Raw genomic sequence first — 15,798 nt, forward strand, 5'->3', positions numbered from 1 at the left:
TGGCCGGGCGCTTCAGGCAGACTGGCTCTGCCAATCCTCTTTCAGCAGCCCAAACACTGCTGTATCGCGAATATATCCGGTCCATGTCACGCGGTTCTTGCGCAATGTCCCCTCGTGCACAGCGCCCAGTTTCGCAACCGCCGCCATTGACCGGGCATTCCGGGTATCAACGCGAAATTCGATCCGGCGAAATCCCTTGCCGAACGCATTATCAATCAGCAGCCGCTTCATCGCCCGATTGAAATCCGTGCCGCGGACCACCGGGCGGATATAGGTTCCGCCAATTTCAACAACGCCAAACGGGTCAGGGTTGATGTAATTGGTCATGCCCGCAACCAATCCGGTCCGCATATCAATCGCTGCAAACTGCACCCAGCTTTCCATCTGATGGAATTGTGCCATCGCATCATCAAAACCCTCACCCAGCATATTGACCGGGTAGATATTCCATATCTCCTGATCCTCTGCACAGGCAGCGCGCAGGGGTTCGATATGGTGGTCTGCCAGCGGCTCCAACCGTACTAGACCAGCCTCCAAAACTGCGGAAAGTTTAGTCACGCAGCGCCTCGGAAAAATGTCTGCGGCACAAAGCGACATAGCGATCATTGCCGCCAATTTCGGTTTGAGCGCCAGCCTTCACTGCCTTACCCTCCTCATCAACCCGCAAGTTCATGCTCGCTTTGCGGCCGCAATGGCAAACGGCTTTCAATTCAACCAGCGAATCTGCGATCCCCAGCAGCGTCATTGAACCGGGAAACAATTCGCCCTGGAAATCGGTGCGCAGCCCGTAACACAGCACCGGGATGCCGGCCTTATCCGCCAAACGGGCGCAGTGCCACACTTGGTCTTTGGTCAAAAACTGGGCCTCATCGATCATCACGCAATCAATCGGTTCGACGCGGTGGGCAGAAGACACGCTTTCCCACAGGTCGGTAGTAGCGGTATACCGGTGCGCTTCTGCCCCCAGCCCGATCCGGCTTTCAATCGCCTTCTCCTCGGAACGGTCATCCAGCTGGGCAGTCCATAACATGGTGTTCATACCGCGTTCGCGATAATTGAAATCTGCCTGCAACAAGGTTGTGGACTTACCGGCGTTCATCGACGCATAGTAGAAGTATAGTTTTGCCATGACGGGTCTGTAACCGGATTCCCCTGTGGTACGAAAGAGTAAGCAGATAAGAGGATGTGCAAATGACCGAAGTGAAGCCATCAGAAACGGCTAGCACGGGTATTTTGGGATGGATTGAGCGGACCGGGAATAAGCTACCCGATCCGGTTTTCCTGTTCTTTGGCCTCATCCTGTTCCTGATGGCCATTTCCGTTGTCGCCAGCCTGGCGGGGCTTTCTGCGGCTCATCCGGTCGAAATTGATGATGCCACAGGGCAAGCCAAGATACTGGCTGCACAAAGCCTGTTCTCGCCAGAGAATATTCAGCGCCTATGGGTCGAAATGCCCAAGACATTCACGCATTTTCACCCGCTGGGATACGTATTGGTCGTAATGCTGGGTGCCGGTGTGGCCGAACGTGCCGGACTGTTCGGCAGCGCCATGCGTGCAGGTGTCGCCAATGCGCCAAAACTGCTGCTTACTCCCTTGGTCGTGCTGGTCGGAATGCTGGGTAACTTGGCAGCGGACGCGGCCTATGTGGTCCTCATCCCGCTCGCTGGTATTATCTTCCACGCTGCTGGACGGCATCCCATCGCTGGTATCGCGGCGGCTTTCGCGGGCGTATCGGGCGGCTTTTCCGCAAACTTGTTCCCCGGCCAGCTGGACGCATTGCTGTTCGGCATCACCGAAGCGGCGGTAGAAACCGTATTCGGCGATTACAGTTCCAACATTGCGGGCAATTGGTTCTTCATTGTCGCCATGACCTTCATCTTCCTGCCGGTCATTTGGTATGTGACAGATCGCATCATTGAACCCCGCTTGGGCGCGTTTGATCCATCCAAAGCGGGTTCGGCTGCTGCTGACGATACAGCGCAAGGGGCGCTTTCTGCTGATGAGCGCAAGGGCCTGCGCTGGGCCGGTCTTGCGGTATTGGCCGTCGTCGCATTGTGGCTGTTCTTCACCTTCGGTCCCGGCACGCCTTTAATCGACGAAAGCGCGTCTGCAGAGGCGCGGCTTAATCCGTTTTACCAAAGCCTTGTTGGCGGGTTCCTTGTCCTCTTCCTGTTTGCCGGTTGGGCTTATGGTAAGGCTGCGGGGACAATTGGCGACCACCGTGATCTGGTAAAAATGATGAGCGAGAGCATGGCGGACCTCGCCTATTATCTCGTGCTGGCCTTTGCTGCTGCGCATTTCGTCGCGATGTTTGCATGGTCCAACCTTGGCCTGATTCTCGCGGTTCACGGGGCTGACTTCCTGCAAACATCCGGCCTTCCGGCATGGGCGTTGCTGGCGGGTATCATCCTGTTCACAGGGGTGCTCAATCTGTTTGTCGGATCGGCAAGCGCCAAATGGGCCCTGCTCGCGCCGGTTTTGGTACCCATGCTGATGCTGCTTGGAATTTCGCCTGAAATGGCAACCGCAGCCTACCGTGTGGGCGATGGCGCGACCAACATCATCACCCCGCTGATGGTCTACTTCCCGCTGATCCTGATCTTCTGCCAACGCTGGCAAAAAGATTTCGGGCTGGGCAGTCTGGCAGCGACCATGTTGCCATATTCTATCGGGTTGATGGTTGCCGGCTTGGCGATGGCGATTGGCTGGGTCGTGCTCGATCTGCCGCTTGGACCGGGCGCCAGCGTATTTATCGACATTCCATCCTCGGCCGCCGCCACAACAACGACTGGATAGACAATGCGCATCGCCCAATGGATCCTAGCGCCGCTGGCATTGCTGCTCCTCACCGGGGCGGCAATGCCGCTGCGCTATGTCGTGGATCCAGCAGGCAGCAACGTATCCGCCAAGGTCGGCTTTTTGGGGATTGGCAGCAAAACAGCCGGTTTCCCCGATATGTCCGGCACAGCACAAATCCAGCCGGACCGATTAGATAGCTTGGCCTTGGACGTGTCGCTGGATGCACGATCATTGACCGCGCCAGACAAACTCACACTCAGCCGCCTTCGCGGGGAAAAGTTCTTCTGGGTCGAAAAATATCCGACAGTGCGATTTGTTGGATCGACCCTGAAAATGACTGGAGATCGCAGAGGGCTGGTCGATGGGAAGCTGACAGCGCGCGGCGTGACCCAGCCTGTTCAATTGGCGGTGACCTTCGACACACCGCCAGCCAGTGCCAAGCGCGGCCAGCCGCTGACCATTCGCGGAGAAACGACCATCAACCGCCGTGATTTCGGTATGAAGTCCTATTCACTGATCGTCGGCAAGAACGTGACGATCAAACTGAAAGCCCGGATGGTTCCGCGCTAACCCCTCAGGCGTCGTCCTCATCCAGATCGCGCATAACCTTGGGGTCATTCAAAAGCTGCTCGATCCGGCTTGCCTCGTCAAAACTCTCATCCGGCTTGAATTTCAGCTTAGGGGCGAATTTCAGGCCCAACCTTTTGGCCACTTCGCGCTGAAAGAATGCGGTGTTGGTTTGCAGTGCTTTGACCACAACCGCCTCTTCTTCGCCTAGTAGCGGCTTCACATAGACAGTCGCATTACGCAGATCGGGTGTCATGCGAACTTCGGTTACGCTGACAGTTGTCGCGCTCAGCGTATCATCATGCACCTCTTGGCGCGCCAGCAGCTCTGACAGGATATGCCGGACACGCTCGCCCACTTTCAGGACCCGGACCGATTGCTGTTCGGGGGTTGAATGTTGTTTAGCCATCTGCCTGTTCCAACTCTTCCAATTTGCTCACAACCCGCTTCAGGCTGCGCATATTGCGTGCCGTGCCGCGCAGACCAAGCCTTCGCTCGATAAAATCGCCGGTGAGATTGCTTCGCCCTACCCCGTCGACATAGTCGACGTGCAGTGCATTGGTACCTGCGGCGATACGCTCCTGACCTCTGCCTTCATGATCCATGATCAACGCCTTGACCTGATGTTCCCCCGGCGTGCCTTCCAGAAATATCGTGTGGACGAACTTTTCCTCGCCGCCATTATCCTTATCCGGTCCGAAAGGGTTTTCAGCGATAATCGCCTCAACCTCGGCGCGGGTACGCACGGCGACGAAACTCTCAATGTCGAACTCGTCATGGATGATCCATGCCATCTTCTCCGCCAAACCTTCGGACGGGCATTCCGGATGCGTGAACAGCACATTGCCGCTCGCCGCGACGGTTTCTACATCGTCAAAATCTTCATAGCGCAAGACGTGGCGCAAATCGTCCATCAGCAGCTTGTTGCTGCCGACATTGATGGACCCCAGAAAGGCGACGAAACGCGGCATCGTTATAGTCCGGGGTTTTCGGTCGGGATGCAGGTCGATGTGGCGCGGGCCAGCAGCTTCCCGTCAGTATCGAACAGTTCCGCTTCCAAAAACACCACGCGTCGTCCCGCTTTCACAACCCGGCCCTTCGCGCTCAATGCGCCTTGCGGGACCGGTTTTAATAGAGAGAAATTGACGTCCAGCATCAATGGCGAATGCGTTCCATCGGTTGCATGGGTATAGGCCCAGCCCATCGCTTCATCCAAGAAACCGGCGACCAGTCCGCCCTGCACACTGCCACGCGGAGTGATAAAGCTTTCAGGTGCAGTGAAGCCCATGGTGATGGTTTGCGTTTCTTTATCGAACGACTGGAACTCTGCCCCCATCAACTGGGCATGAGGCCAGGCTTTGGTCATGAAATCTCTCATGCTTCGCTTCCCGGAACGTCTGTTGGCATGGCAGTGGATGTGGCACGGGCGAGCAGATTGCCGTCTTTATCATATAGCTCGCCTTCCAAAAATGCGATCCGCCGACCTTGGCGTATAACGCGGCCTTTGGCGGTAATCGTTTCGAGCGGCACCATCCGGCAAAATGTCATATTGAGATCAAGATTGAGCGGCAGCAATTCGCCGTCTGTCGCGGCGAGCAATGCCGTTCCCATAACTTCGTCCAGAAAGCCGCCGATCAGCCCGCCCTGCACCGCCCCGCGCGGTGATGCGAAGCTCGCGGGCGGGGTATAACGCACGGTCGCTGTTTCGGTATCCGCATCAAACGACACAAACTCCGATCCCATCAGCTCTGCTGACGGGGATCGGCGTTTAGTGAAGTTTGATTGGTTAGTCATGATGCTTTCCGGACCATGCCGCAGACATCACAGGATTTCGAAATCGGAAGGAACCAAAGTGGCACCCAACGCATACCAAGAGTGACTAACCAATACCCCTTTCGGAAGAGCAGGTTAGCTCCACACTGACTACAGCGAATTACAGAAAGCCAGCCAAAACAAGCAAGCGACAGGAACATTGCAATTCCAAATGTCCATTCTTGGATACGATCTAGCGGTGCTGACAAGATATGGGCCATCGCAAAGAAAAAGAAAATAGCCGATGTTCTCTGCACTTTGCGCGCTAGAGCAACCTTGGCAGTATCTTCATGCATTAAAGAACCCGCTCTTTCTCCTCGATCTCGAAGACTTCAAGGCTGTCGCCTGGTTGGACATCATTGGTGTCTTCCAGAACCGTACCGCATTCGAGGCCCGAGCGAACTTCATCGACATCGTCTTTGAAGCGGCGCAGCGATGCAATAGTTGTGGCCGAGACGATAACGTCGTCGCGGGTAAGGCGTGCGAACAGACCTTTGCGAATAACGCCTTCGGTGACCATAAGACCCGCTGCTTTGTCGCGCTTGCCCGATTTGAAGACTTCTTTGACTTCGGCACGGCCAACCACGTGCTCGATCTTCTCCGGACCCAGCTCGCCAGCCATTTCCTTGCCGATTTCGTCGGTAAGGTGATAAATCACATCGAAATATTTCATTTCGACGCCGTCACGTTTGACCAGCTCACGCGCCTTCGGATTGGGGCGAACATTGAAGCCGATAATCGGCGCTTTCGATGCTGCGGCTAGTGTCACGTCGCTTTCCGTGATCGCGCCCACACCTGCGTGAAGGACACGCACCTTGATCAGATCATTACCCAAATTGTGGAGCGCTGTCGTGATCGCTTCCACACTGCCCTGCACATCTGCTTTCACAAGTACGGGGAATTCCACCAGATTGCTCTGCAAGTTGGTGAACATCGTGTCGAAATTGGTCGGCGCCAAAGCGGTCCGTTTCGCAGTCGCCCGTTCACGGCGATATTGCGCCACTTCGCGGGCACGCGCTTCGTTCTCAACCACGGTCAGCTGTTCACCGGCACCCGGCACACCGCCAAGGCCCAGAACCTCTACCGGCATGGATGGGCCAGCTTCTTTGATCTGCTTGCCTTGATCATTGACGATCGCACGGACTTTACCGCTTTCGGTACCGACAACGAAGGTATCCCCGCGTTTCAGCGTGCCGCGCGTGATCAGTACCGTAGCCACAGGGCCGCGGCCTTTATCAAGCTGCGCTTCGATCACTGTCGCTTCTGCCGCACGATCAGGCCGTGCTTTCAGTTCAAGCAATTCTGCCTGAAGCGCGATTTTCTCGAGCAATTCGTCAAGGCCGGTGCCTTTAGTGGCAGAGACTTCGACATCCTGCACATCACCCGACATCGCTTCCACGATGACTTCGTGTTCCAGCAGGCGTTCACGCACTTTCTGCGCATTGCCTTCGGGCTTATCAATCTTGTTGATAGCCACGATCATAGGCACGCCGGCCGCTTTGGTGTGTTTAATCGCTTCGATGGTTTGCGGCATGATCCCGTCATCCGCAGCAACAACCAGCACAACAATGTCGGTCACATTCGCGCCGCGCTGGCGCATTTCCGTGAACGCAGCGTGGCCCGGTGTATCAAGGAAGGTGATTTTCGCCTTATCCTTGGTCGTGATCTGATACGATCCGATATGCTGGGTAATACCGCCAGCTTCGCCTTTGGTGACGTTGGTACCGCGCAATGCGTCGAGCAGGCTGGTTTTTCCGTGGTCAACATGGCCCATGATCGTCACAACCGGAGGACGCGGACGCAGCGTTTCTTCCGGATCTGCATCTTCGACCGGCTTAATATCGACATCATCTTCAGAAACACGCTGGATGTTGTGGCCAAATTCTTCGACCAACAGCTCGGCCGTATCCTGATCAATCGTTTGGTTGACGGTGACCATCATACCCATATTGAACAGGGCTTTGACAAGGTCTGCGCCCTTCTCTGCCATCCGTTGGCCAAGTTCCTGAACCGTAATGGCTTCAGGCACGATAACATCGCGCACTTGTTTCTCGCGCGGCTTGGATGAGCCACCACCGCCTTGTTCGCGGCGCTCTTTTTCACGGGCGCGTTTCAGCGCAGCCAGACTGCGGGCACGGCGGCCTTCATCCTCGTTCAGCGCCTTAGTGACGCTCAGCTTGCCGGAACGGCGCTTATCAACCACGGCACCTTTGGCCGGGCGTTCTTCCTTCTTCTTGGCAGGACGCTTGATTTCCGGACGCGCGACAGGGGTAAACTTACGCGCCACAGGCGCAGAAGGCGCTGCTGGCTTGGCAGCTTCAGGCGCGGCCTCTGTAACAGGTTCAGCCTCTTCTTTTTTGGGCTCTTTGACTTCGGCTTCGGCTTGCTTCTTGGCAGCTTCCTCAGCTTCCAGATCCGCTTTCCGATTTTCCTCGGCGCGCTGCTTTTCTTCTTCCGCAGCTTTCAGTTTTTTCTCTTCATCACGGCGGCGGGCATCTTCTGCCATCCGCAGCCGTTCTTCCTCAGCCTCTCGCTGAAGCCGTGCAACACGCTCTTGCGGTGTCTCATCCGAACCGGAAGGCTTTTTGGGCGCAGGCTGTTCCGCAACGGGCGCAGGTGCTGGCGCTGGTGTAGGCGCCGGTTCCGGTGCAGCAGCAGGCGCAGCGGCAGGCTCCTCGCCAGGTTTGACGAGCTTCCGGCGACGCTTCACCTCGACCGCAACCTTGTTGGTCCGTCCATGGCTGAAAGTCTGTTTGACTTCTGCACCATCGACCGGACGCTTCAGGCCAAGCGGCTTGCGAGTGCGTGTCGGTTTGTTTTCTTCGTCAGCCATAAAGCTCGTCTCTATCCTTAAAACTCAATTCGTCGTTTCATCAGCGGCATGGCCGGCGGCGGAGCTTACCCCGTCACCGGCTGTGCCGCGCACATTCTGTATGGCGTCATCCGCCTGTAGGAAATGCAGCAGGCGCGCTAGGACCGATTGGACCCGCTCGGCTGATGCATCATCGGCCAGCGCCATATGAACGACATTATCGCGGCCCAATGCCACAGACAATGCCATCCGGTCCAGTGGCAAGGTGATACCTCTGTCGCCAGACCCTTCTGCGTCGCGGCCGACCCGCCACGCCTGATCCAGCTTTTTACGGCCATCTTCACGCGCATCTGCCGCATGAAGCACCAATACCGCCCGGCCAGAACGTGCGTGTTCTGCAATCCGGTCCGATCCCAATATAAGCCGTCCGGCCCGCATTTCGAGGCCCAGCCGGTCCAATAATACGCGTGTAAGCGCGCTTTCGATCAAATCGGGCAGGTCATCCGGCACAGTCAATTTGGCGCCTTTAAACGCGCGGGCCAAGGCGCCGCGCAATTTGACCTTGGCCATCGCGGCTTCAAGTTCGGATCGGCTCACTCCAATCCATGCCCCGCGGCCGGGCGCACGCGCCAACGGATCGGGCAGCACATCATGCGTGCCATCGTCTTTTTCAGGAGAGACCGCCAAACGGATCAAGCCATCGCGATCGGCAGATTCGCCCGACAAAATACATTTGCGTTCCGCGCAAGGCTTTTGCCGGCCAGAAGCGTTATGTTTCTGGCCGGCTGTTGTTGCAGAGATATCGGAAGCTACGCGCTCATTGTGTGGAGTCCGCATCAGCGGCCTCCTGTGTGTCAGGCTCGTTTTCGGATCCCGAAGCCGTCTGCGGCTCCTCATCCTCGAACCAATGTGCGCGTGCAGCCATGATGATTTCGTTGCCTTGCTCTTCGCTCAGACCGAACTCACCCAGCACACCGCCTTTGTCTTCAGCGCGTTTGGACTGCACATCCGCACGCAGACGTGGGCCATCTGTGTTTTGACGACGTTTCGGCGCTTCACGCTTCTTCGCGATCAGTTCATCGGTCGCAAGATCGGCAAGATCGTCCAACGTCTTGATCCCGGCCTTACCAAGCACCACCAACATCACTTCTGTAAGATGCGGCATTTCCGCCAGATCATCTTCAACACCCAGCTCTCGGCGTTCGCCGCGCGCGGTGTCTTCGTGGCGTTCCAACGCCTCTACAGCGCGGCTTTGCAGTTCTTCGGCGAGATCTTCATCAAAGCCTTCGATCGCGCCAAGCTCTGCCAATTCGACATAGGCAACCTCTTCCAGCTCAGCGAAGCCTTCTGCAACGAGCAACTGAGACAGGGTTTCATCCACGTCCAACTCCGCTTCAAACATGCTGGAGCGTTCAGAGAATTCTTTCTGACGTTTTTCGGAAGCTTCTTCCTCTGTCATGATGTCGATCTGGTGACCCGTCAGCTGGCTGGCGAGGCGGACATTCTGCCCGCGCCGGCCAATGGCGAGTGACAATTGATCGTCGGGCACGACAACTTCGATCCGCCCTTCATCCTCGTCCAGAACAACACGGGCGACAGTTGCAGGTTGCAGACCATTGACCACGAAGGTGGCTGTGTCTTCCGACCAAGGGATAATATCGATCTTCTCGCCTTGCAGTTCCTGAACGACCGCCTGAACCCGGCTGCCCTTCATACCCACACAGGCACCGACTGGATCGATGCTGCTATCATGGCTGATCACACCAATCTTCGCACGCGAACCCGGATCACGGGCAGCCGCCTTAATTTCGATGATGCCGTCATAAATTTCGGGCACTTCCTGAGCGAACAGCTTGCGCATGAAATCAGGATGCGCGCGGCTGAGGAAAATCTGCGGACCGCGATTGTTGCGCTCTACCTTGGTGATGATCGCGCGGATACGCTCGCCCACACGGGCGGCTTCACGCGGAATTTGTTGATCGCGGCGGATGACACCTTCGGCGCGGCCAAGGTTTACAATCACGTGGCCGAACTCGACCGACTTGATCACACCTGTGATAACTTCGCCTGCGCGGTCTTTAAATTCATCAAACTGACGCTCCCGCTCAGCGTCGCGAACCTTCTGGAAGATCACTTGCTTGGCAGATTGCGCATCAATACGGCCCAGATCAACAGGCGGCAGCGGATCAACAATGAAGTCGCCGAGCTTGGCATCATCTTCCAGCTTCTTCGCAGCTTTCAAATCAACTTGCTTGAAGTAATCTTCGACTTCCTCAACCACTTCAACCACACGCCACAAGCGCAGGTCGCCGGTCATCGGGTCAAGCTTGGCGCGAATGTCATTTTCTGCGCCATACCGATTGCGCGCGCTTTTCTGGATCGCTTCTTCCATCGCTTCGATAACAATCGACTTATCGATCATCTTTTCGGAAGCAACCGCATTCGCAATCGCAAGCAGTTCAGCCTTATTCGCGGAAATTGCACTGGCCATTAGTCGTCAGCCTTCTCTTCATCTTCGATTATATCTTCAACACCATCGGTGTTGATCGGTTGGGTCGCGGCAATCAGGGCATCTGTCAGGATGAGCTTTGCCGAATGGATTATACCAAGCGGGACGTCCAGTCGTCCGGCCTTCTTATCATCTATGGAAACGATACCAGCGTCTATGCCAAGCAATTCGCCGCGCACATTCCGGTGACCTTCCAGCTTTTCGGTCAGGGATATCTTGGCTTCATGGCCTGTCCATGCCGCGTAATCTTTGGCGCGTGTCAGAGGGCGATCAATACCCGGAGAGCTTACCTCAAGGTGATAAGCGCCTTCGATCAGAGTCTCCCCTGATTCTTCAAGAGCATCAATCTTATCGGAAACAGCGCGTGACAGGGCAGCGCATTGTTCGATCACCAGCTGGCCCGTCGCCGGATCCTCGGCCATGATTTGCAATGCGCGGTCGCCATCGCCCGCTTCCGAGGCAAGCATCTTAACGCGCACGAGATCAAAGCCGAGCGCAGCCGCTTCGGGTTCAATAATCTCAATCAAGCGCGCCAACTCAGCCATGTATTCTCCGCATATACCGTCACTATGACATCGATGATTGCAATGGCGTTTTGTGCCGGCCCCTGTTGGCGCCAGCCCTACATTGTCATCACGATGTCGGATTGAGACCCAACTAGGCGTCACTTGCCCTCTTGGCAAGACCAATCACGAATGCGGGGTTCTTTTATCGGCCCGTATCATCAGCAGGCGGGCAGCCAACCGCCCACGGATTATCGGCACAGCGCGCTGCTGCGTCCTTTTGCGCCTGCTGAAGCTGTTGGTCTTCGATCGACTGGCCGATATGCACTGTCGCCACAATCTGGATCGCAAAAAATGCAATGCCAAGGCCGACAGAAATAACGGTTAGAAAGCGTCCATATGCGCTTTCGGGCTTCTTGCCGTTTGAATAGTGATAGGTTTTGTTCGGATCGGTTTGGCCATGCCACCAATCAATCCACTGCCCCAAAACGCGGCCGGCACGCATGGCTTATTCACCCCAGTCGTCGCCATATTGCTTGCGGGCCTTGACCTTGGCGATTTCGTCCTTGGCCCGCTCCCGCGTCCGCTCAACTTCATCGAGCAGGTTTTTGCCGCGCTCTCGGCCATCTTGGAATTGATCCCACTGGTCGCCAAAATCAGAATCTGCATCGACCGACGCAAGACCCATCACGGTGGCCACAGTGGACTCGCTTGGCTCTCCAAAAGCAGATTCGGGGTTATGATACGCATATGTGCCCCATGCCCCGAAAGCAAAAACACCGCCGAACCACAGAATCCCGATTGTCCGGAAAAAATTGCGCATATCCATCCCCCGATACTCTTCCGAGCCTGAGGGATAGCTTCAATTAGGCAACAAAATATTAAGCCGCCCCGCGGCCATCACCGCACCCAATGGTGCAACCAGTCCTACGCCTAGTCAGCCGCATCCACGGTTAAATCAATCGTCCAAAACCGGTTATTGGCGGCAATCTGTAACGGCACTTTCATATGCAGATGGGCGAAATAGTGAATCTCGGTCGGCTGATTATCGAAACTATGGGTGACGTTAAACAGTTCAGGACCGATGCTGGGATCTGCAGGCATGATTGGCCCGTCAAAACACTGATCCGCAAATGCGCGCCCGGTGGCCGCTTGATAGTCTTTATCAATCTCGACCAGATAATGTCCGCCCAGAGGGTAACGTCCCGGCCGCGTAGGACCGGACAAAATATATACCGGCACCGCGCCTGCTTCGCTTTCTGGCAAAACAACTGTATTGGCAGAGGCCTGACCGCACATTTGCGCACCTTGCTGCGCGGCATAGGCAAGCGCAGCCGCGCGGGAGCGGGCCTGCCGTTCCAATGCCCCAGACAGCGGGTTGTCTTCCGGCGTATCAATCAGCCCGCCAGATTTGACGGTTACGCCGTCCACCATGAAGCGGGCAAACTCGTAATGCGCGCCGTCCAACTCTGAATAGAATACCACCGCAATGACACCATCCTCTTCAGGCACAGTCAGATAGCCGCGAACTTCAGGGTGATCAGCAAAATCGATCAGTTTTCGTAATGCAACACTGCTGACGGCTGCCGCTTGATCATGAGCAAAAAGCTGCTTCCCCCGCTCAAGTGCAAAGGCGTCTGCGGCGATTTGCTCTTCCGTCGCCCCTTCAGGAGGCATTGCCGCCAATAGCGGCGGCGCTGCCATGATCACCATTGGCGCAGTTAAAATTGCAGCAAGAAAACCGTTTTTCATCACTCACCCCGTATCCTGCACCATGTGGCACCACAGCGATAAGGATGCAAACACGGTGCCGGGTAATCACTCATCAGCAGTTAAAGCATGTTTCTTGATGCAATGGCGCAATTGGTCATAGCTGAGGCCAAGCGCTTTGGCCGTCTGGCGCTGGTTCCAGCGGTGTTTGCCAAGCGCGTGTTCAACGATCCGTTTTTCATGGTCATCAACAGCGGACCGCAGATCATCCACGCGATCAATATCCGCTGCCAAGTTTTGCGGGGTGCTGGATGCGGCCACTGTTTTTTGACCGGTCACTTGTTTGGTCTTGCCTTCGCCCTTCGGTTTCCAAGGGCTGTCGAACGGATCAAATTGCACGTGCCCGATGGGGGCATTCCAATCATCCCAGCGATACACAGCGCGCTCTACAACATTGCGCAATTCACGGACATTGCCCGGCCAGGGATGGTCTTCCATTTGCTGGTGCACATGGTCGGAGAAACCCGGCCATCCTTCCCACCGCAATTCCGCTGCCATCCGGCGGCCAAAATAATCGGTGAGCACGCCGATATCACCCTCTCTCACCCTGAGAGGGGGCAAGGTTATTACCTCAAAACTGAGCCGGTCGAGCAGATCCGCCCGAAAAGCGCCCTCTTGCGCCATCAGCGGTAAATCTTCATTTGTGGCGGCCACAATCCGGACATCGACATTCACCGGCCGTGACGATCCGATACGCGTCACCTCACCATATTCAACAGCGCGCAGCAGCCGTTCTTGGGCAGCCATCGACAAAGTGCCCAATTCGTCGAGAAATAAGGTACCTTTGTCGGCTTCTTCAAACCGCCCGGCCCGCACTTTGGTAGCGCCGGTGAAAGCACCAGCTTCGTGGCCAAACAATTCAGCCTCGATCAGCGTTTCCGGGAGGGCTGCACAATTCATGGTTACCAGCGGTTCCCCCCACCGGTCAGATAGACGGTGCAGCCGTTCGGCAATCAGTTCCTTACCGGTACCCCGCTCCCCGATTACAAGGACCGGGCGGCGCATAGGTGCAGCCCGGCTGGTCCGCTCCACCGCATCAAGAAAGGCCCCGGATTGGCCGATAAATTGGTTCTCTCGCTCCATTGCGCCAACTTATAGTGAAAAATCCCACCTATTGGCAATAGGCACCAACACCAAAATCTGCAATTTCCCTCAATCCATTGAATTATCAATATTTATTCAGTTTGGCACACCGTTTGCAATATTGTTTCCAACACCAAATGGAAGGAAACCATATCATGTTCGACCGCAGCTTCTTCGCCAGCAAATTGGGCCAAGCCTCTCTCGCCAGCGTAGCCGCCATGTGCGCATTTGTTGCCCTCAGCACGCAAATGCACGTCGCGCCAGCCTATGCGGCCGCGCTGCATGGCGAGACTGTCGAGATCGCATGAGCAAACCTTCTAACATACCGCCTGGTAAAGGCCCCTTAGGGCCGGAGAAGAGTAGTCCCCCTAAAGCCTCTCCGGCCCGCCCCAACCCTACCCTGAATGTAGTTTCACGGTTTGAGGCCGAGGTAGAAAAGCTTAGAACAAGCCCGACACCTACCCAATCTTCACACCGGTCTTCAGGGGACAAGACATATCCTGACCTTGGCCATTCTTCCTTCCGCCAAGATCTGAAAGACAGCCTAATTTCTAACGGAGTACCCTTGATGGGAATATTCAGTCGCACTCGTGATATTATCGCCGCCAACTTCAACGATATGCTGGACAATGCCGATGACCCGGCAAAAATGATCCGCATGATCATCCTCGAAATGGAGGAGACTTTGGTGGAGGTACGCGCCAGCGCGGCCCGCACGATTGCTGATCAAAAAGAAATGCATCGCCACACGGTCAAGCTGGACCGCTTGCAAGCCGATTGGGGCGAAAAAGCCCAACTGGCATTGTCAAAGGATCGCGAAGATCTGGCGCGCGCCGCCTTGGTCGAAAAGAAAAAAGCTGCCGATATGGCGGAGCAATTGACCGCTGAAATCACCGTTCTTGATGATGCACTGCGAGCGTATGAGAAGGACATCGACAAGCTGCAAAACCGCCTGCGGGAAGCGCGCAGCCGCCAGACAGCCATTTCGGCCCGTTTGGAAAGCGCCGAAAACCGCGTGAAGCTGCGCACTTTGATGAGCACGGAACGCACGGACGAGGCACTGTCGCGCTTCGACCAGCTCGATCGCCGTGTCGATTACGCAGAAGGCCGCGCCGAGGCGTTGTCATTGTCAGACGGTAACCAGAAACCGTCTCTGTCGGACGAAATCGCCGCATTGGAAGGCGCCGATAAAGTCGACGAAGAATTGGAAGCCATGAAAGCCGCGCTCGGCAAGAGCAGCGCAGAGAAGAAGGACTAAGACCATGGATTGGGGTAGCGAAATCATTGTTATACCGGCGATTTTCATCGGTCTGCCGTGGCTGATCATGCATTATATGACCAAGTGGAAAACAGCCGGCACCATTACAAATGATGACGAGCAATTGCTTGATGAGCTGTATCATCTTGCCAAGCGCCTTGATGACCGGATGGACACAGTTGAACGGCTCGTTTCCAATGATCACGCGGACTTCAAACCAGCGCGCATTCTGCATGATCAGGAGAAAGACAATCAGCAACTGCGCGAATTGGACCGGTTGCTAGCAGAGAAGAAAGAGGGACGGTTATGACCAGCGAACGGACAACTCTATATCGCGACAAGCAAAATGCGAAGCTGATGGGCGTATGTTCGGGCATTGCCGATTATACCGGGGTGAACTCGCTCTGGATCCGGCTCGGCTTTCTGGCCTTGTTGTTCACTGTCGCTCCGATCTTACTGCCCGCCTATTTCATCGCAGGCATGCTGCTGAACAAAAAGCCGCCGCATCTTTATGTGGACCAGCAGGAGCAAAAATACTGGCAGCGTGTGCGCCAAAGCCCGACCCGCACAGCGCGGGAAATCCGCAGCCAGATGCGCGATATTGATCGCCGCTTGGCCGATGTCGAAACATTCTACGTATCCAGCAATCCGCGTCTGAACGCAGAGATTGAACGGCTACGCTAAA

Annotated in this window: 21 protein-coding genes; 6 read left to right on the top strand and 15 right to left on the bottom strand. The window is 55.9% G+C overall.

The window, feature by feature from the left end:
* Window positions 1-12 precede the first annotated feature (12 nt).
* Both HKD42_RS08340 and HKD42_RS08345 read right to left on the bottom strand, forming a co-directional pair.
* Window positions 13-558 (bottom strand): GNAT family N-acetyltransferase, encoded by a 546-nt coding sequence (locus HKD42_RS08340; RefSeq protein ID WP_343042278.1) that lies wholly within the window; start codon window positions 556-558, stop codon window positions 13-15.
* Window positions 551-1,129 carry a thymidine kinase gene (locus HKD42_RS08345; protein WP_170012401.1) on the bottom strand — a complete coding sequence of 193 codons (579 nt, stop codon included), beginning with the start codon at window positions 1,127-1,129 and terminating at the stop codon, window positions 551-553. Before HKD42_RS08345 ends, HKD42_RS08340 begins: the two co-directional genes overlap by 8 nt.
* 62 nt (window positions 1,130-1,191) lie before the next feature.
* Between HKD42_RS08345 and HKD42_RS08350 the strand changes: the two genes are divergently transcribed.
* Together HKD42_RS08350 and HKD42_RS08355 are read left to right on the top strand one after the other, a co-directional pair.
* Window positions 1,192-2,796 (top strand): AbgT family transporter, encoded by a 1,605-nt coding sequence (locus HKD42_RS08350; protein WP_170012402.1) that lies wholly within the window; start codon window positions 1,192-1,194, stop codon window positions 2,794-2,796.
* Window positions 2,797-2,799: 3 nt separating this feature from the next.
* Entirely contained in the window at window positions 2,800-3,369 is a 570-nt protein-coding gene (locus HKD42_RS08355) for a YceI family protein (protein WP_170012404.1), read from the top strand.
* 4 nt (window positions 3,370-3,373) lie between these two features.
* Here HKD42_RS08355 and rbfA read toward each other — a convergent pair whose 3' ends face one another.
* From rbfA to pspF, 13 genes are all read right to left on the bottom strand, one after another.
* The gene (gene rbfA, locus HKD42_RS08360) at window positions 3,374-3,775 is read right to left on the bottom strand and encodes a 30S ribosome-binding factor RbfA (RefSeq protein WP_170012406.1); all 402 of its coding nucleotides are present in this window, start codon (window positions 3,773-3,775) and stop codon (window positions 3,374-3,376) included.
* Window positions 3,768-4,337 carry a DUF1697 domain-containing protein gene (locus tag HKD42_RS08365; protein WP_170012408.1) on the bottom strand — a complete coding sequence of 190 codons (570 nt, stop codon included), beginning with the start codon at window positions 4,335-4,337 and terminating at the stop codon, window positions 3,768-3,770. Before HKD42_RS08365 ends, rbfA begins: the two co-directional genes overlap by 8 nt.
* 2 nt (window positions 4,338-4,339) lie before the next feature.
* Window positions 4,340-4,732, bottom strand: a complete 393-nt coding sequence (locus HKD42_RS08370; protein WP_246236923.1) for a PaaI family thioesterase — start codon at window positions 4,730-4,732, stop codon at window positions 4,340-4,342.
* Window positions 4,733-4,740: 8 nt separating this feature from the next.
* The gene (locus tag HKD42_RS08375) at window positions 4,741-5,160 is read right to left on the bottom strand and encodes a PaaI family thioesterase (protein ID WP_246236925.1); all 420 of its coding nucleotides are present in this window, start codon (window positions 5,158-5,160) and stop codon (window positions 4,741-4,743) included.
* Window positions 5,157-5,474, bottom strand: coding sequence for a hypothetical protein (locus tag HKD42_RS08380; protein ID WP_170012410.1), 318 nt, complete (start codon window positions 5,472-5,474; stop codon window positions 5,157-5,159). The genes HKD42_RS08375 and HKD42_RS08380 overlap by 4 nt, the downstream gene beginning before the upstream one ends.
* Window positions 5,474-8,011 (bottom strand): translation initiation factor IF-2, encoded by a 2,538-nt coding sequence (infB, locus tag HKD42_RS08385; protein ID WP_170012412.1) that lies wholly within the window; start codon window positions 8,009-8,011, stop codon window positions 5,474-5,476. Before infB ends, HKD42_RS08380 begins: the two co-directional genes overlap by 1 nt.
* A gap of 24 nt (window positions 8,012-8,035) precedes the next feature.
* On the bottom strand, window positions 8,036-8,827 hold the full coding sequence (locus tag HKD42_RS08390) for a DUF448 domain-containing protein (RefSeq protein WP_170012414.1): 792 nt from the start codon (window positions 8,825-8,827) through the stop codon (window positions 8,036-8,038).
* Window positions 8,808-10,481 carry a transcription termination factor NusA gene (gene nusA / locus HKD42_RS08395; protein ID WP_170012416.1) on the bottom strand — a complete coding sequence of 558 codons (1,674 nt, stop codon included), beginning with the start codon at window positions 10,479-10,481 and terminating at the stop codon, window positions 8,808-8,810. The genes HKD42_RS08390 and nusA overlap by 20 nt, the downstream gene beginning before the upstream one ends.
* Window positions 10,481-11,044 (bottom strand): ribosome maturation protein RimP, encoded by a 564-nt coding sequence (gene rimP, locus HKD42_RS08400; protein ID WP_170012418.1) that lies wholly within the window; start codon window positions 11,042-11,044, stop codon window positions 10,481-10,483. Before rimP ends, nusA begins: the two co-directional genes overlap by 1 nt.
* A 163-nt stretch (window positions 11,045-11,207) precedes the next feature.
* The gene (locus HKD42_RS08405; RefSeq protein WP_170012420.1) at window positions 11,208-11,507 is read right to left on the bottom strand and encodes a hypothetical protein; all 300 of its coding nucleotides are present in this window, start codon (window positions 11,505-11,507) and stop codon (window positions 11,208-11,210) included.
* Between the two features lie 3 nt (window positions 11,508-11,510).
* Window positions 11,511-11,825, bottom strand: coding sequence for a hypothetical protein (locus tag HKD42_RS08410; RefSeq protein WP_170012422.1), 315 nt, complete (start codon window positions 11,823-11,825; stop codon window positions 11,511-11,513).
* Window positions 11,826-11,935: 110 nt separating this feature from the next.
* A complete protein-coding gene (locus HKD42_RS08415) occupies window positions 11,936-12,754 on the bottom strand; it encodes a hypothetical protein (RefSeq protein ID WP_170012424.1) in 819 nt (272 codons plus the stop codon).
* 66 nt (window positions 12,755-12,820) lie between these two features.
* Window positions 12,821-13,855, bottom strand: coding sequence for a phage shock protein operon transcriptional activator (gene pspF, locus HKD42_RS08420; protein ID WP_170012426.1), 1,035 nt, complete (start codon window positions 13,853-13,855; stop codon window positions 12,821-12,823).
* 155 nt (window positions 13,856-14,010) lie between these two features.
* Here pspF and HKD42_RS08425 point away from each other — a divergent pair, with 155 nt between their 5' ends.
* The 4 genes from HKD42_RS08425 to pspC are packed head-to-tail and all read left to right on the top strand — an operon-like array spanning window position 14,011 to window position 15,797.
* On the top strand, window positions 14,011-14,163 hold the full coding sequence (locus tag HKD42_RS08425) for a hypothetical protein (protein ID WP_170012428.1): 153 nt from the start codon (window positions 14,011-14,013) through the stop codon (window positions 14,161-14,163).
* Window positions 14,160-15,113: a phage shock protein PspA gene (pspA, locus tag HKD42_RS08430; RefSeq protein WP_246236927.1), complete on the top strand. Its 954-nt coding sequence runs from the start codon at window positions 14,160-14,162 to the stop codon at window positions 15,111-15,113. Before HKD42_RS08425 ends, pspA begins: the two co-directional genes overlap by 4 nt.
* Before the next feature lie 4 nt (window positions 15,114-15,117).
* Window positions 15,118-15,423 carry an envelope stress response membrane protein PspB gene (gene pspB, locus HKD42_RS08435; RefSeq protein WP_170012432.1) on the top strand — a complete coding sequence of 102 codons (306 nt, stop codon included), beginning with the start codon at window positions 15,118-15,120 and terminating at the stop codon, window positions 15,421-15,423.
* Window positions 15,420-15,797: an envelope stress response membrane protein PspC gene (gene pspC / locus HKD42_RS08440; protein ID WP_170012434.1), complete on the top strand. Its 378-nt coding sequence runs from the start codon at window positions 15,420-15,422 to the stop codon at window positions 15,795-15,797. Before pspB ends, pspC begins: the two co-directional genes overlap by 4 nt.
* The last annotated feature ends 1 nt before the right edge of the window (window position 15,798 follow it).

It is taken from the genome of Pontixanthobacter rizhaonensis (genome assembly GCF_012972675.1).
Lineage (GTDB): Bacteria > Pseudomonadota > Alphaproteobacteria > Sphingomonadales > Sphingomonadaceae > Pontixanthobacter > Pontixanthobacter rizhaonensis.

Coding starts and splice junctions, on each gene's coding strand:
- HKD42_RS08380 (WP_170012410.1), bottom strand. CDS start 5,474: ATGCATGAAGATACTGCCAAGGTTGCTCTAGCGCGCAAAGTGCAGAGA.
- rbfA (WP_170012406.1), bottom strand. CDS start 3,775: ATGGCTAAACAACATTCAACCCCCGAACAGCAATCGGTCCGGGTCCTG.
- HKD42_RS08370 (WP_246236923.1), bottom strand. CDS start 4,732: ATGACCAAAGCCTGGCCTCATGCCCAGTTGATGGGGGCAGAGTTCCAG.
- pspA (WP_246236927.1), top strand. CDS start 14,160: ATGAGCAAACCTTCTAACATACCGCCTGGTAAAGGCCCCTTAGGGCCG.
- pspB (WP_170012432.1), top strand. CDS start 15,118: ATGGATTGGGGTAGCGAAATCATTGTTATACCGGCGATTTTCATCGGT.
- HKD42_RS08390 (WP_170012414.1), bottom strand. CDS start 8,827: ATGCGGACTCCACACAATGAGCGCGTAGCTTCCGATATCTCTGCAACA.
- HKD42_RS08350 (WP_170012402.1), top strand. CDS start 1,192: ATGACCGAAGTGAAGCCATCAGAAACGGCTAGCACGGGTATTTTGGGA.
- nusA (WP_170012416.1), bottom strand. CDS start 10,481: ATGGCCAGTGCAATTTCCGCGAATAAGGCTGAACTGCTTGCGATTGCG.
- HKD42_RS08375 (WP_246236925.1), bottom strand. CDS start 5,160: ATGACTAACCAATCAAACTTCACTAAACGCCGATCCCCGTCAGCAGAG.
- rimP (WP_170012418.1), bottom strand. CDS start 11,044: ATGGCTGAGTTGGCGCGCTTGATTGAGATTATTGAACCCGAAGCGGCT.
- HKD42_RS08410 (WP_170012422.1), bottom strand. CDS start 11,825: ATGCGCAATTTTTTCCGGACAATCGGGATTCTGTGGTTCGGCGGTGTT.
- infB (WP_170012412.1), bottom strand. CDS start 8,011: ATGGCTGACGAAGAAAACAAACCGACACGCACTCGCAAGCCGCTTGGC.
- HKD42_RS08415 (WP_170012424.1), bottom strand. CDS start 12,754: ATGAAAAACGGTTTTCTTGCTGCAATTTTAACTGCGCCAATGGTGATC.
- HKD42_RS08405 (WP_170012420.1), bottom strand. CDS start 11,507: ATGCGTGCCGGCCGCGTTTTGGGGCAGTGGATTGATTGGTGGCATGGC.
- HKD42_RS08425 (WP_170012428.1), top strand. CDS start 14,011: ATGTTCGACCGCAGCTTCTTCGCCAGCAAATTGGGCCAAGCCTCTCTC.
- HKD42_RS08355 (WP_170012404.1), top strand. CDS start 2,800: ATGCGCATCGCCCAATGGATCCTAGCGCCGCTGGCATTGCTGCTCCTC.
- HKD42_RS08345 (WP_170012401.1), bottom strand. CDS start 1,129: ATGGCAAAACTATACTTCTACTATGCGTCGATGAACGCCGGTAAGTCC.
- HKD42_RS08365 (WP_170012408.1), bottom strand. CDS start 4,337: ATGCCGCGTTTCGTCGCCTTTCTGGGGTCCATCAATGTCGGCAGCAAC.
- pspC (WP_170012434.1), top strand. CDS start 15,420: ATGACCAGCGAACGGACAACTCTATATCGCGACAAGCAAAATGCGAAG.
- pspF (WP_170012426.1), bottom strand. CDS start 13,855: ATGGAGCGAGAGAACCAATTTATCGGCCAATCCGGGGCCTTTCTTGAT.